This is a genomic window from Coprobacter fastidiosus (genome assembly GCF_982245605.1).
This window is the reverse complement of sequence record NZ_CEVCIF010000022.1, coordinates 42,005-57,092: the sequence shown is the minus strand read 5'-3', so window position 1 is coordinate 57,092 and position 15,088 is coordinate 42,005. Positions and strand designations below refer to the sequence as shown.

The window sequence follows — 15,088 nt, the reverse complement described above, 5'->3', positions numbered from 1 at the left end:
ATCCGAGATGACAAGAGCTCGGCTAAGAGATTCTCTAAGGCTTGCAATAAAATATACAGAAAATAATGGATGGAAAATACCTCAATAAACAAGATGTCTATATAGAATTTCTAAATAAATGGATAGAAAACCTTAAATTACGATTAAATTCAAAAAGTAAAAATGTTTTTGATGATGTTCACATTAACGACATAGACCCAATATTTGAAGATAAATCTAATTGGTTGACAGGGTCTCTTGAAATATTGAAATTATTCAAGAAACATTTAGCAAATACAGATTTCGATATAATACTATGTATCTTTTTAAATAGAACAAAGCTAAAAAATAATATACCAAAATCTATTACCCAAAAAGAGATTAATAGAATCACGACTCCCCCATCTTTATATTTATTCAGAAAAGGGAATAAAACAATGATAAAACCGACAAAGCATATAGTTGACAATTTAAGTACAAAATATAAGTGTAATGTATATTTCGGTGAGAATCAAGAATTACCTCCTGAACAACGTTTTTTATACAGATTCTTATATTTTGTAATAGATAATTAATTTGTAACAAGGTCTTGACCATTATACACGAATGGGAACATTCGATAAAAATCTAAATAGAATAGGAGATTAATGTTATGAAACTGGAAAAAGAGTATGATGATTCATGGAGATGGACTGCGGATTTGATCGTCAAGTATGCACCGGAAAATTATGACGAACGAGGCATTTATAGAAAAGACGAATGGGTAGCATTATCTGATATAGGCAATGTATATGACGGAAAGCGGTTTACCCGGGAAGAGTATTTGGAGACGGAAGATAAATACGTACAGGCTGTAATCAAAGGAATGGAATTGGCCGGTTGTTCTTTCCTGACGGTAGAGTATTTGTCTATTCATAGAAATAAAAGAAATATGAAGCGCTTTACACCCAAAGATCCCAAAGATCCTTTACATGAACAAAATAAAGCCTTATATGATATGTTCCTGAGCATAAAGGAAGGTATGCGCATACATATCTCCCAAATAGAGAAAGCCGTACGTTTAAATTTAAGGGAGTTTATGAACTGTGATCTGACCAACAAGAAAAAAGATTTCTATGTCCGATTCGGGTTTGATTACTATATGTATTTCAACAGTAATATAGATAAATGCATTCTTAAAGAAGAGATCGAGAAAATCGGTCTGTATTTCAATCCGAGATGACAAGAGCTCGGCTAAGAGATTCTCTAAGGCTTGCAATAAAATATACAGAAAATAATGGATGGAAAATACTGTGCCAACGAACAGCGCCTTACTATTTAATAGTCTATTTCAATTTAAATCCACATGGATAAACGATAAAAAAATAAATAAGCGAAATCAAAATGCAAAAACTTTATTTTCTTAAATATTCCCTAATATCGATCCTACTTTCTGTAATGTTCAGAGCAGAAGCTCAGTCGAACGATTTATACTATCGATCGGCTCAAAACAGATTGACAAATATGCTTTCAGGAAAAGAATCACTAAATCTTAGAGAAGCAATCTATTGTGTAGAAAACGCATGGTTTAACGACAAACTGAATAAAAAATTGTTTTACAAACAAATCGAACGATATGCGGATTTTTGTCGAGCTGTCAGCAATTCCGGACGGATAATCTATTCCGGAAACGATGTATCTTCAGTAAACGCCCAAGCTGCCGTATTCGCCTTTATGACCGATACCATACCCATACAAATGGGAGACTCTGTTTACTATCATCTCCCTTTCGGATATAATGCCGATGACTTTGCCGGAGAAAAAAACTGGAGCAACATGTTTGTCTCCACACTTATGGCAACCGGTAAAGGTAACTGTCATTCGATGCCTCTACTTTATAAACTTATTATGGACGAACTGGGAGAAAAATGCTGGTTAGCATTAGCCCCCAATCACATGTATATAAAAGCAAAAACGCAACACATCGGTTGGTACAATATTGAATTGACAACCGGGGATTTTCCTACCGATGCTTGGTTGATGGCGTCGGGGTATATTCATCTCGATGCAGTACGTAACGGGATTTACACCGATACGCTATCTTTAAAACAGTCCGTGGCACTGTGTTTGACCGACTTGGCTCAAGGGTATATGCGCAAATATGGAATCGGAAACAGAAAATTCATCGAAGATTGCTGCAATACGACTCTCAAACATTATCCTAACTATATAAATGCACTATTGATAAAAGCGGAATTATTGACAAAGCAATACCGACATCTGGACAATAAAGAGTGTGAAGAGGCTAAAAAGCTAAAAGAAAAAATGGACGATGCTTATGCACATATCCACCGCTTAGGTTATAGGAAAATGCCCGAAGAGATGTATCGCAAATGGTTAAAATCAATAAAAACAAATATCAAAACCCCTTTTGAAAACTTTTAAAGAAATTATCTGAACCTATCAGGCATACATTTACTTTGCGGAGGGAGGGGGATTCGAACCCCCGATACGCTTTTGGCGTATACACGCTTTCCAGGCGTGCCTCTTCAACCACTCGAGCATCACTCCAAGATTCTGCGAATCTTCATTTGCGGTGCAAAGATACTCTTTTTTCTGATTTTACAGACGATTTGTCACAAAGATTCAAACCGCATTTTATCGATTTATGTTTTTTAACGATTGATTCACCACTACAATTTAAACAGAATTTCAGCATTCCGGGAAGTCCGCTCCTCAACTTCTTGATTAGAAAGACCCAATATTTCCGCAATCTTCTCTGCGGTTTTTACGATATAAGAAGGTTCGTTACGTTTCCCGCGAAACGGTACAGGAGCTAAATAAGGTGCATCCGTCTCCAGTAAAACCCGATCGACTCCTATCTCCCTTATCGTTTCATCAAGACGGGCATTTTTAAAAGTCACCACACCATTGATACCGAAATAAAAATCTCCCAATTCCCGAATTATCTTTACTTGATCGGGAGTCCCGCCAAAACTGTGAAAAACACCGGTCAACGATAACGACGAAAGAGATTTTAATGCCGCAACAGTTTCGTCAAAAGCATCCCGACAATGGATTATCACAGGTATTTTCTTATTGCAAGACCAACGTACTTGTGAAGTAAAGGCATCGATCTGTTCCCTTAAAAATGTCTTGTCCCAATACAAGTCCATACCGATTTCACCCACAGCGCAATATTCTCCCCGGTCCAACTCAGCTTCAATACACGACAAATCCCGTTTATAATCTTGATTTATCGAAGTCGGGTGTAATCCCATGGTTCCTTTACATAATGAAGAATAATCGTTCAATGTTTGTCGCAATGCACCGACAGTTTCCACATCAACATTCGGTAAAATCATACGAGTAATTCCCGACTTCTCCGCTCTATCGATTACAGCCCTCCGGTCCTCATCAAATTCCTGAAGATATATATGAGTATGCGTATCTATCATAATCCTAATTTTCTCTCTCCATAAGTACCGCAGAAAGTTCCAACAATGGCTCTATGTATTCAGGTTCTACATTTATTTCTTTCAATAGGTCCGTACCTTTTTTATAATACTCCCACATCTTGTTTTCACACAGTTCTTTTATTCCTACACGGGTATAAATGTCCGTTACACAACGAATTTTCTCATCTGCGTCATACTCTTTTGCACCCATCCATGACAGAAGGTCCTCTTTGTCTTTACCTTCAGCCAATCTCAATGCATTAATCAACATATATGTTTTTTTATTATTGAGAATATCGCCACCTATTTTCTTCCCGAACACAGCAGGATCTCCGTACACATCCAAATAATCGTCTTTCAACTGAAATGCCAATCCGATATTCTCACCGAACCGATACAAACGGTCGGCATCAGAGGGATGAGCTTCGGCTATTACTGCGCCTATTTTAAGCGCTCCGCCTAACAAAACGGCAGTTTTAAGCCGTATCATCTCTAAATACTCTTCTTCCGAAACGTCATCCCGACTTTCAAACTCCATATCATATTGTTGCCCCTCACAAATTTCCAAAGCTGTTTTTGAAAAAATATCGAGGACTTCTTTTCTACAAAAATCAGGAGCTTCGGACATTTGCATATAAGCCAATATTTGCATGGCATCTCCCGATAATACGGCCGTATTTTCATTCCAAACTTTGTGCACCGCAGGTTTACCCCTCCTCACATCGGCATTATCCATTACATCGTCATGCAACAACGTGAAATTATGAAACATCTCCAACCCTATAGCCGGAGAGATGGCACGGTGATAATCAGTTCCGAACAGTTCACAAGCCATCAACATCAATACCGGACGAATACGCTTTCCCCCCAAAGAAAGTTCATAACGTATCGGTGCATACAGATTATCGGGTTCGGAAGGATACGGAATAGCCGCCAAACCATTATTTACAGCCTTTATATACTTATCAAGGATTTCCATATAGATTTTTTAATTATAAATCACAAAGTTATCAATAAAAATGAAACGCCGAAAATGTAATAAAGGATTACATCACGACAAAAAACAAAGAACGCTTTCTTCGAACAATTCCCCCCGTTGCCACCATAAGACGAAAAACAACATTCTGCCGATACAACAGGAGCAGAAAAGAATAGATATAAATCGAGTATGTTATGACAATTTACGAATAAAGCGGCTCAAAGCATCGACCAATCCTTCCGCCAACGGCAACGAAGGATCTGCATACACTTTCATTTGTTCTTGCGGATTCATGCTGTTACAGACCTTCAGCACATGGTTCATACCATCTATTAACAAGAGCTCGGCACGAGAATCAGCATGCTTTAGCCGTTGAGCATCCTGTACAGATACCTGGATGTCTGTTTGTCCCTGTACAATGAGTTTTGGAATTTCCAACGAAGCTATCAGCTTTTGCGGATCATAGCGATACCAAGAAATCAGGTAAGGCTGAACAGAAGGTCGAAACAAGGTCTGTAAATAAATAGGCACATCGGTCACTTCACGTCCCTCTTTCAATGAGGCATTAATGTCGGCCACCTGCTTTTGTACGGCCTCAGGAGTCATCTGTGCCGCTACTTGCGCCTCTATGATTTCATCGGCCGGACGCCCAGCTCCTGCTAATGAAACATAACCTTTTACTTTAGGATTATTCCGGCAGGCCATCAAACCGATGAGCGCACCTTCACTGTGTCCTATAACAACAACTCCCGTAAAACGTTTGTCAGCAGAAAGGAAATCTATCCACCCCTTCGCATCGGCAATATAATGTTCGAAACGAAGTTCTGATTCCTGTAAACCTGCCGCAGCACTGGATGCTACACCTCGCTTGTCGAAACGCAAAGAAGGAATACCGTTCTCAGCCAAGCCTTCGGCCAGGTATTTCAAAGAATTGTTCTTTATATTTCCCATGGTAGTATTACCGTCCATATCCGTAGGTCCCGACCCCGCTATGAGTAATGCTACAACAGAAAAAGAGGCCTTATCATCAGGCAAAATCAGTCTCCCATATATAGTCCCCGTAGGAGTGTTCAAACTCACAGCCTCTTCCTGCAAAGCAGCATGTAAAGATAAAGCAAACAAAGAAAAGAAGAGAAAAAATATCCGTTTCATAATAATCAGAAATTGATGTTTCCTAAGTAAGTCTCAAAAATACATTTTTTTCATTAGAAAAGATATATCTCGATAAGAGAAAAAAGAACTGTAATACATTTTCTACCATTAAAATCAAATAGATATATACTTCTATCAAAAATTTTCCGTTATTAATATCGAAGAGTATCGAAGCTTTTCAAAAAGAGATTTTCCGAATCCTAAAAAAAACGTATCTTTGAGCCTCGTAACACCATGCAAATGATGAATCGACATATATTCGTTTTGTTTTTGTCTATCTTTTACCTTACGGCTAAAGCGCAAGAAGGGAAGTCGGCCTTCGACTTTCTTAATCTCCCTATATCTTCGCATATCAACGCTTTAGGAGGAAACAATATTTCGATCATCGAAGAAGATGTTTCGGTCATCCAGCACAATCCGGCACTTTTAGGCCCTGAAATGAATCTCCAGCTTAATCTGAATTATATGCGATATGTTGCCGGAATCAATCTGGCAGGAGCGACATTCGCCAAAGCCGCAGGAGAACGGGGAGCATGGGCTGCGGCCATCCAATACGCAGGATACGGATCGATGAAACAAGTCGAAGCAAACGGGGTGATCACCGGGACATTCAGTCCCAAAGACATGTCGATCAGCGGATTTTATGCACACGATATTACCGATCGCTTGAGGGGAGGTATACAAGCAAAATTTCTTTATTCTTCTTATGAACAATATACTTCTCTTGCATTAGCTATCGATTTGGGTATCAATTACTATAACCCGGATAACCAGCTTTCTCTCTCCATAGCTTTTAAAAATCTGGGCGGACAATTAAAGAAATACAATGAAAACCGGGATAAAATGCCTTGGGATATCCAACTCGGACTCTCAAAAACTTTGGACCACGCTCCTTTTAGATTTTCAATCACAGCCCAACATTTAAGCCGTTGGAAATTACCTTATACAGCTCCGACAACAGGAGAATATAACAGCAGCGAAGATGAAATAAAGGAAAAAGGCAATTTTGCTACCGATTTGTTCAGGCATCTTGTTTTCGGAATAGATTATATTCCTTCTCGTAATTTATACATTGCATTAGGTTACAATTATAAATATCGGAGCGATATGCAGACTTATGGCCGAAATTTTCTGTCCGGCTTTACCGTAGGGGCAGGGATCAAGGTAAAGATGTTCGGCATAGGAGCTTCATTAGCTCAACAACATGTCGGAGGAACGACTTTCATGTTTAACCTCACAACCAATATATCGCAATTTATACAACATTAAATTAGAAATGCAAACGACAAAAATAGTTATCGCAATAGATGGTTTTTCCTCTTGTGGAAAAAGTACGATGGCCAAAGAACTGGCCCGCAAAATAGGATATGTTTATATCGATAGCGGAGCGATGTACAGGGCCGTAACGCTTTACTGCATAGACAACGACCTTTTCGAAAACGACACGGTAAACGAATCCGAACTACAAAAAGTTATAAACACTTTGCAGATTACATTCAAAATCAATCCGGAGAGCGGAAAACCCGAAACTTATTTAAACGGAGAGAATGTAGAAAATGAAATCCGTTCGATGCGAGTATCCGATAAAGTAAGTCAAGTAAGCGCCATTCCTTTTGTACGCGAAGCAATGGTAGCACAACAACAAGCACTGGGAAAACAAAAGGGAGTCGTAATGGACGGCCGGGATATAGGAACGACCGTTTTTCCTGATGCAGAACTAAAAATATTCGTAACGGCTTCACCCGAAACTCGCGCACAGCGCAGATTGGACGAACTGCAAAAAAAAGGATCGAATGTTTCTTTTGAGGAAGTTCTCGACAATGTAAAAAAAAGAGATTATATAGACCAAAACAGGGAGATCAGCCCGTTACGAAAAGCTGATGATGCCTTATTGCTCGACAATTCAAAAATGACTCTTGCCGAACAGGATGCATGGTTGATCGCTCAATATAATCGGGTGATCGAAAAATAGAACGACTTATGATAAAAATAGAGATCGATAACAAATCGGGATTTTGTTTTGGTGTGGTAAACGCCATACAAAAAGCAGAAGAAGAATTGGAAAAATCGGGAATACTCTATTGTCTCGGAGATATCGTACACAACAACAACGAAGTAGAACGTCTGAGATCTAAAGGTCTGATCACCATAAATCACGAAGACCTGAAGCGACTGAAAAACGTGAAAGTATTGTTGAGAGCTCATGGCGAACCCCCGGAAACTTACCGGATAGCCAAAGAAAATAATATAAAAATTATCGATGCTACCTGTCCGGTAGTTCTGCAGTTGCAACAGAAAATCAAACGTTCATACGAAGAAACCGATCCCGACACCGGTCAAATTGTCATTTATGGGAAAAGAGGTCATGCCGAAGTAAACGGGTTGGTAGGACAAACACACGGTGAGGCAGTTGTCATCGAAAGTTTAGACGATTTCAGTCGTATAGATTTTAACAAACAAATCAGCCTATATTCTCAAACAACCAAATCGGTAGACGGATTTAAGAAAATCGTAGAAGAAATCACTCTTAGGCAATCTTCAGGACAAAAACTTTTATACTACGATACAATATGCCGACAAGTAGCCAATCGCATTCCGAATATCAGGGAATTTGCCCGACAGCATGATCTTATTTTGTTCGTTTGCGGGAAAAAAAGTTCTAATGGTAAAGTGCTCTTCGAAGAATGTTGTAAAGTCAACCCCGAATCAAAATTAGTCTCGGACATATCGGAAATAAATACCGGTTGGTTCAAAGAGAAAAGCAGCATAGGGATATGCGGTGCGACATCGACACCCAAATGGCTTATGGAAGAAGTTCAGGACTTTATACAAAAAAATATTTAGGGATTGTCTAAGTTTTCCAATAAAGAAACATTATCTGGACATCTTTGCGTTTTCTTTAGGTCACTATATTTAGTTATCAGATAAACAAATATTTATATATTACAGAATTTGCAAATATCAAAAAAATGTTTCTTCGTACTAAAGAATTTCTTATTTCCCGATATTAATAAAAAAGAAATACAGATTAAAGATTATTTTTCATACATTTGCGGCTATAAAAAACAGGTATTTCTTTAAAAAATAAGTTATGACAAAGAAAAAATGTATTGGAATACTGACTTCCGGAGGTGATGCTCCGGGAATGAATGCTGCAATTCGTGCAGTAACCCGTTCCGCCATATATAACGGATTCGATGTTAAAGCCATATACCGGGGATATAAAGGTCTGCTCACAGGAGAAATCGTCCCTTTTAAAACTCAAAACGTAAGTAATATCATACAACAAGGAGGTACGATATTAAAGACTGCGAGATGTAAAGAGTTCGAAACACCGGAAGGTCGTCAGTTGGCTTTTGACAATATTCAGAAAGAAGGTATCGATGCTCTGGTAACAATCGGAGGTGACGGAACTTTAACAGGTGCACGTATTTTTGCTACCGAACATAATTTCCCGATAATCGGGCTTCCGGGAACAATCGATAATGATCTGTTCGGTACGGATACGACAATCGGGTATGACACGGCACTAAACACGATTATGGACGCCGTCGACAAGATAAGAGACACCGCAACCTCCCACGAACGGCTGTTCTTCATAGAGGTTATGGGCCGTGATGCAGGTTTCCTTGCTTTAAACGGAGCTATCGCATCCGGAGCAGAAGCCGCCATAATTCCTGAAATTGCCACAGAAGTAGATCAATTGGAAGCTCTGATCAAAAACGGATTCCGAAAATCAAAAAACAGTAGCATAGTTCTTGTCGCAGAAAGTCCGAGCACAGGAGGAGCTATGCATTTGGCAGAACGTGTAAAGAACGAATATCCTCAATATGACGTCCGCGTAACCATTTTAGGCCACTTGCAGCGAGGCGGATCTCCGACAGCCAATGACCGGATTCTTGCCAGCCGCATGGGAGCTGCCGCTATCGATGCTCTTCTGGACGATCAACGCAATGTAATGATCGGTATTCGAGATGATCAAATTGAATATGTCCCGTTCAATAAAGCCATAAAAAACGACAAGCCTATAAATCGGGAACTGCTGAATACGTTGCGCATATTATCAATTTAAAAATCGGTACGCGATAATCAGCAGAATAGCGATATTTTTTCTATAATTATTAAGAACCGTTTCAAAAAAATGATTATTTTTGAAACGGTTCTTATTTTAAACTATTGTTCGGAATAAACGCAGTACCTTGGCATAGCCAGTCGAGTAAACCCGTTGTTTTCTCTCTCGGTTTGCAGTTTATTTTACACAAACTTTATACTTGCCTTCTATGAAAAAGACTACCTGTTTACTACGCTACGGCATTCTCTTTCTTCTTTTAACAGTTTCATCGCTTATCTGTGCACAAATTCCGGCCGGATATTATTATCAAGCACACGGCAAAACCGGTGCAGAGTTGAAAACCGCCTTGCATAACATCATAAAAGAGGCTTCTATGCTCAAATATGGAAGCGGAGAGGGCGCAACTTGGGAAGGTTTTTTCTATACCGATCAAAATCCCGACGGATCGGTTTTTGACATGTACTCCAATGAGACACGATATTTCAACGGATTCAACGGTATCGACGGGATGCACATAGAACATTCTCTGCCGAATAGTTGGTGGGGAGGTATTAAGAATAACGCCTATAAAGATTTATATCATCTTTATCCGGCAGATGCAACAATGAATATGTCGAAAAGCAACAACCCTTTAGGTGAAGTCTCCGGAACTCCTATCAGAGACAACGGATTGAGCAAAATGGGGAAAAACGGTTTCGGGAACACATACACAGGCAACTGCTTCGAACCGGCAGATATTTATAAAGGGGATTTCGCCCGTTCTTATTTCTACATTGCTACGGCATACGAAGACTATGCTTCTCTCTGGAATAGCCCGATGATGCAAAATAATACATGGCCTGTATGGCAGTCTTGGGCACTGCAACTACTGATGGAATGGAATAAAAATGATCTCAAAAGCGCTCGGGAAGAAGAGAGAGCAGAAGCTGTTTACAAAATTCAGGGTAACCGTAATCCTTTTATAGATTATCCCGATTTAGTGGATTATATATGGGGAGACAAAACATCTACTCCCTACCCTTTTCCGGATGAAACAGAACCTTTTCTAATATCTCCGAGAAACAATAAAACATTAGATTTCGGCATTCTGCTACAAGGCGACAATAAAACTATCGATCTTGATATTCAAGGAAAGAATTTGACCGAGACCCTGAATCTTTATTGGAAAACCGGAGGAGAAAATTCCGGATTAAGCCTTTCTCAAGAATCGGTCACTGCAAATGAAGCTATAAATGGCAAAACGATTCATATCTGTTATATGCCTCAAACATCAGGAACGGGTATCGACACGTTAGTAATAAAAGGCGGCGGACTGACAGACTCGGTAATCGTAAAAGTATCACGAGGTGCAACAGAAGATTTTATGGCACTCCCGGCTACAGAAACGACTTCTACACAATCTACATTGCGATGGATTCGCCACCCGCAAGCAACAGGCTACCGGATCGATCTTTATTCAGGAGACCAACAGGCCGGAGATCTGATTATATCATCCTATATCGAAGGAAGTAAAGGATACGACAAAGCCATCGAAATTTATAACGGCACAGGAAAAGACATCGATCTCTCGAAATACAGTTTACGGAAACAGACAAACGGAAGCGGAAGTTTCGGAACGGAACTTTCTCTAAAAAATGATGAGCATCCCATACTTGCCGACGGTGAAAACTTTTTGATTGTATCAGGGGACTGTACGAACGAAGCTCTAATAAACAGGGCACAAATGATTGCTCCGGCAGAAAAAGAAAAATCTCTCATGTCTTTTAACGGAGATGATGCAATCGGATTGTATCATAACGGCATCCAAATAGACGTTATCGGAGATGTAGATACGGGAAAAGGCGCAACCTGGGGAGTAAATGTTACTTATATGCGAAAAACGGAAGTAACTCATCCTACCACCGTATGCGATTGGTCGGAATGGGTAAATTTAGGTCAAGATGTTATTGACCGAACCGGAACTTTCACCATGCAGTTCGCTCCCGAAAGTCAGTATGTTTTCGAAGATAAAGAAGTCGGAGAACAAACGGAATATCAGGTTTCCGGCCTAATGCCCAACCACCGTTACACTTATCGTGTCACCGCACTGTCCGCACAAGGAGAGATTGAGGCTGTTAACACGATGGGTATTAAAACTTCTCCATTAGAATCGCCAGAAGTATTGGATGCAACAGAAATAACAGAAAACTCTTTTGTCGCCAATTGGGACATAGTTTCCGGTGCTGAACATTACCTGATCGATCTGTACACCCTCATAGGAGATGAGGAAGTAGAAATATTTGAGACATTTACAAATGTAAAAGACGGAAAACCCCTGCCCGAAGGCTGGACAGGAAACGCATCGGGACATTACGAATCCAGTACAAATTCCAAAGAACCCAATTCATTAGCATTCAAACCGGAAAAAGGAGAAGAAGAATACATACAGACTTGTGACTATCCTGCACCTGTAACAGAACTCTCATTCTGGTACAAATTCGTTTCAGGAGGCATAGGTTCGACATTCAAAATAGAAAAGAAAAGCAATGGGATATGGAGTGAGATAGACATTATAGAATTTGTAAATAGCGCTCAAACAGCAAGCTACTCATTCACAAAAGATGAAAATATTACGGCATTCAGATTTACTTATCACAAAGAAAAAGGGAATTTTGCTCTTGATAATGTATCTGTAACATACGGAGGCACAAAGCCTGAATACATCGTACAAGATAAAATCGTAACAGGACTCAGTTGCAAATTCGAAAACCTGAAAAAAGATACAGAATACTATTATCAGGTTCGATCGGCAATCGGAGATATCCTTTCTGAACAATCGGAACGAGTAGCTGTAAAAACCTCCGGGAATACAGGTTCTATTGAGAAAAACGAACAGAACGGATTAATTTTTTGTTCAACAAATAGCGGCTTCAGAATTTTAGGGTTACAAGGAAACGAAACCGTTTCGGTATATACACCATCCGGAACGAGCATATTCGAAACCCGAACAAACTCTGCCGTCATTGAGATTCCTGCCTCCTCACGAGGAATATATATCATCGGAATAAAGTCCTCGTCAGGATATAAGACGATGAAAGTTATTCGGTAACATCTCTAAAAACTCTTATATATCCGAATGTGTGAGAGACATTTTGTGTCAAAGAAGAAATAATATGGATTATTTTTTTTAAGTTTGCCATTAATGATAAAAGAGCTTTAAAAAATATGGGGGAGTCCAGTAATAATATAGAAATACAGGAAGATAATCTAATAGAGCAGGAGTTTCAAGCATTATTGACAGACTATTTGCATTCGAACCACCGAAAAAAGGTGGATATTATCGAACGGGCATTCCGATTTGCCAAAGATGCTCATCAAGGAATTCGACGACGTTCAGGCGAACCGTATATACTGCATCCGATTGCCGTAGCGCGCATCGTGTGTCAAGAAATAGGATTAGGTTCTACATCTATTTGTTCGGCTCTTCTCCATGATGTCGTAGAAGACACGGAATATACGGTAGAAGATATAGAAAATCTGTTCGGGAAAAAGATTGCCATGATCGTAGCGGGACTGACGAAAATTTCCGGAGGGATTTTCGGTGACCAGGCTTCTGCTCAAGCAGAGAATTTCAGAAAACTGTTATTGACAATGTCCGAAGATATTCGGGTCATTTTGATAAAAATGGCAGACCGTTTGCACAATATGCGGACATTAGGATCTATGGCACCCAGTAAACAATATAAAATTGCCGGAGAAACACTCTATATTTATGCACCGCTTGCCCACCGGTTGGGGTTATTTGCAATCAAAACAGAACTGGAAGATCTCAGTTTTAAATACGAACATCCGGATGCGTATAAAGAGATCAGTCAGAAAATCGCGGACAGCGAAATAAAACGTCAAGCTGCTTACGAGGATTTTTCAGCTCCTATTACAGAAAAATTACACGAAATGGGTGTAAAATTTGAGATGAAAGCCCGTGTAAAATCAGTCTATTCGATCTGGAATAAAATGCAAACCAAGAATATCCCGTTCGAAGAGGTATATGATCTTTTTGCCGTACGTATTATTTTTGATCCGGAACGGGAAGAAGACGAAAAAAAAGAGTGTTGGAACATATATTCCATTATAACCGACATTTACAAAGTACATCCGGAACGCATCCGCGATTGGGTGAGTCGTCCCAAGGCAAATGGCTACCGGGCATTGCACGTCACAGTCATGGGTCCTGACGGTAACTGGACAGAAGTGCAGATACGAAGCCGGAAAATGGACGAAATAGCAGAAAGAGGATTCGCTGCACATTGGAAATATAAAGTAGGAAATACAGATGAAGAATCGGAACTGGACATTTGGCTAAAAACGATTAAGGAGATTCTCGAAAACCCAGAGCCGAATGCTCTCGATTTTTTGGACACGATAAAATTAAACCTGTTTGCATCGGAAATTTTTGTATTTACTCCCAAAGGGGAATTGAAAACACTTCCTAAAGATGCCACAGCTCTCGATTTTGCATTTACATTGCACTCTGATATGGGTTACCATTGTATTGCAGCAAAGGTAAATCACAAGTTGGTGCCTCTATCCCAAAAACTCCAGAGTGGAGATCAAGTGGAAATACTGACGTCCAAAACCCAAACTCCAAAAGAAGAGTGGATACATTTCATTACTACGGCAAAGGCAAAAACCCGATTACAAGCAGCTTTGCGAAAAGACAAAAAACAAATTGCAGCCAAAGGAGAAAATATTTTCAATAATTTCCTTGAAGAAAACGGATTAGCCAAAAACGACTTAAGTATAGTCGATAAAATATTGAACCACTTCGGTATAGACAAAAAAGAAGAACTGTTTTATCAACTCGGAAGCAACAATATCTCCTTAGACGAATCGGTTAAGAAACTCTTTAAAAATAAGAGTCAAAACGTATTTATGAAATACTTGAAGATGCCGTTCGGGGGGAATAACAAATCTGCACCCGTTCCCGTAAAACCAGAATCGGTTGCAGCTCCAGACCGGAAAATAGACCGGAAAGCAACTTATATTTTACGAGACGACGGAAAAGAAAAGAACTATACCATCGCTCCTTGTTGCTGTCCTATTCCCGGAGATGACGTATTAGGATATATCAATGAAGACGAAACGGTTGTCGTACACAAACGCTCATGCCCTATCGCCATGAAGCTAAAAAGCAGTTTTGGTCCGCGACTTGTTTCTACACAATGGGACGAACGTATCGACGAATCTTTCCCCGCAACAATCGAAATTAAAGGAATCGACGGGGTCGGGGTTCTTAATCACATTACTAAAGTCATTTCGGAAGATCTGGCAATCAACATCCGGAACTTGTCCATCGAAAGTAACGACGGACTATTTACAGGTAAATTAGGCATCATGGTACATGACGTGCAAGATATAGAGAAACTATGTAACAATATAAAAAAAGTCAAGGAAGTCAAGTCGGCTGTTCGAGTTAAAAACATATAATCA

12 protein-coding genes, 1 tRNA gene and 1 pseudogene are annotated in these 15,088 nt (G+C 39.6%); 10 read left to right on the top strand and 4 right to left on the bottom strand.

Going from position 1 to position 15,088, the window contains the following annotated elements:
• Window positions 1-65 precede the first annotated feature (65 nt).
• From AC0UMU_RS07415 to AC0UMU_RS07400, 4 genes and pseudogenes are all read left to right on the top strand, one after another.
• Complete coding sequence (locus tag AC0UMU_RS07415) at window positions 66-554, top strand: hypothetical protein (RefSeq protein ID WP_022389642.1); 489 nt, start codon at window positions 66-68, stop codon at window positions 552-554.
• Between the two features lie 22 nt (window positions 555-576).
• Window positions 577-627, top strand: a pseudogene (locus AC0UMU_RS07410) (toxin C-terminal domain-containing protein); the annotation flags it as partial.
• A 4-nt stretch (window positions 628-631) separates the two neighbouring features.
• Complete coding sequence (locus AC0UMU_RS07405; RefSeq protein ID WP_288641221.1) at window positions 632-1,201, top strand: hypothetical protein; 570 nt, start codon at window positions 632-634, stop codon at window positions 1,199-1,201.
• Between the two features lie 161 nt (window positions 1,202-1,362).
• Entirely contained in the window at window positions 1,363-2,403 is a 1,041-nt protein-coding gene (locus AC0UMU_RS07400) for a hypothetical protein (RefSeq protein WP_122337494.1), read from the top strand.
• A 38-nt stretch (window positions 2,404-2,441) separates the two neighbouring features.
• Here AC0UMU_RS07400 and AC0UMU_RS07395 read toward each other — a convergent pair.
• The 4 genes from AC0UMU_RS07395 to AC0UMU_RS07380 form a co-directional block, all read right to left on the bottom strand.
• A tRNA-Ser gene (locus AC0UMU_RS07395) sits at window positions 2,442-2,529 on the bottom strand.
• Window positions 2,530-2,651: 122 nt separating this feature from the next.
• A complete protein-coding gene (locus tag AC0UMU_RS07390) occupies window positions 2,652-3,416 on the bottom strand; it encodes a TatD family hydrolase (protein WP_278714514.1) in 765 nt (254 codons plus the stop codon).
• 4 nt (window positions 3,417-3,420) lie between these two features.
• The gene (locus AC0UMU_RS07385) at window positions 3,421-4,395 is read right to left on the bottom strand and encodes a polyprenyl synthetase family protein (protein ID WP_022600410.1); all 975 of its coding nucleotides are present in this window, start codon (window positions 4,393-4,395) and stop codon (window positions 3,421-3,423) included.
• Window positions 4,396-4,587: 192 nt separating this feature from the next.
• Window positions 4,588-5,547 carry an alpha/beta hydrolase gene (locus tag AC0UMU_RS07380; protein WP_022600408.1) on the bottom strand — a complete coding sequence of 320 codons (960 nt, stop codon included), beginning with the start codon at window positions 5,545-5,547 and terminating at the stop codon, window positions 4,588-4,590.
• A gap of 240 nt (window positions 5,548-5,787) precedes the next feature.
• On the opposite strand from AC0UMU_RS07380, the gene porQ reads away from it, so the two are divergent.
• From porQ to AC0UMU_RS07350, 6 genes are all read left to right on the top strand, one after another.
• The gene (gene porQ / locus AC0UMU_RS07375; protein WP_229088679.1) at window positions 5,788-6,816 is read left to right on the top strand and encodes a type IX secretion system protein PorQ; all 1,029 of its coding nucleotides are present in this window, start codon (window positions 5,788-5,790) and stop codon (window positions 6,814-6,816) included.
• Between the two features lie 7 nt (window positions 6,817-6,823).
• Entirely contained in the window at window positions 6,824-7,519 is a 696-nt protein-coding gene (gene cmk, locus AC0UMU_RS07370; RefSeq protein ID WP_022389573.1) for a (d)CMP kinase, read from the top strand.
• An 8-nt stretch (window positions 7,520-7,527) separates the two neighbouring features.
• The gene (locus AC0UMU_RS07365; protein WP_278714515.1) at window positions 7,528-8,391 is read left to right on the top strand and encodes a 4-hydroxy-3-methylbut-2-enyl diphosphate reductase; all 864 of its coding nucleotides are present in this window, start codon (window positions 7,528-7,530) and stop codon (window positions 8,389-8,391) included.
• 247 nt (window positions 8,392-8,638) lie between these two features.
• Window positions 8,639-9,619: a 6-phosphofructokinase gene (gene pfkA / locus AC0UMU_RS07360; protein ID WP_009318644.1), complete on the top strand. Its 981-nt coding sequence runs from the start codon at window positions 8,639-8,641 to the stop codon at window positions 9,617-9,619.
• Between the two features lie 208 nt (window positions 9,620-9,827).
• Window positions 9,828-12,707, top strand: a complete 2,880-nt coding sequence (locus AC0UMU_RS07355; RefSeq protein ID WP_278714516.1) for an endonuclease — start codon at window positions 9,828-9,830, stop codon at window positions 12,705-12,707.
• Window positions 12,708-12,823: 116 nt separating this feature from the next.
• Window positions 12,824-15,085 (top strand): RelA/SpoT family protein, encoded by a 2,262-nt coding sequence (locus tag AC0UMU_RS07350; protein ID WP_022600399.1) that lies wholly within the window; start codon window positions 12,824-12,826, stop codon window positions 15,083-15,085.
• The last annotated feature ends 3 nt before the right edge of the window (window positions 15,086-15,088 follow it).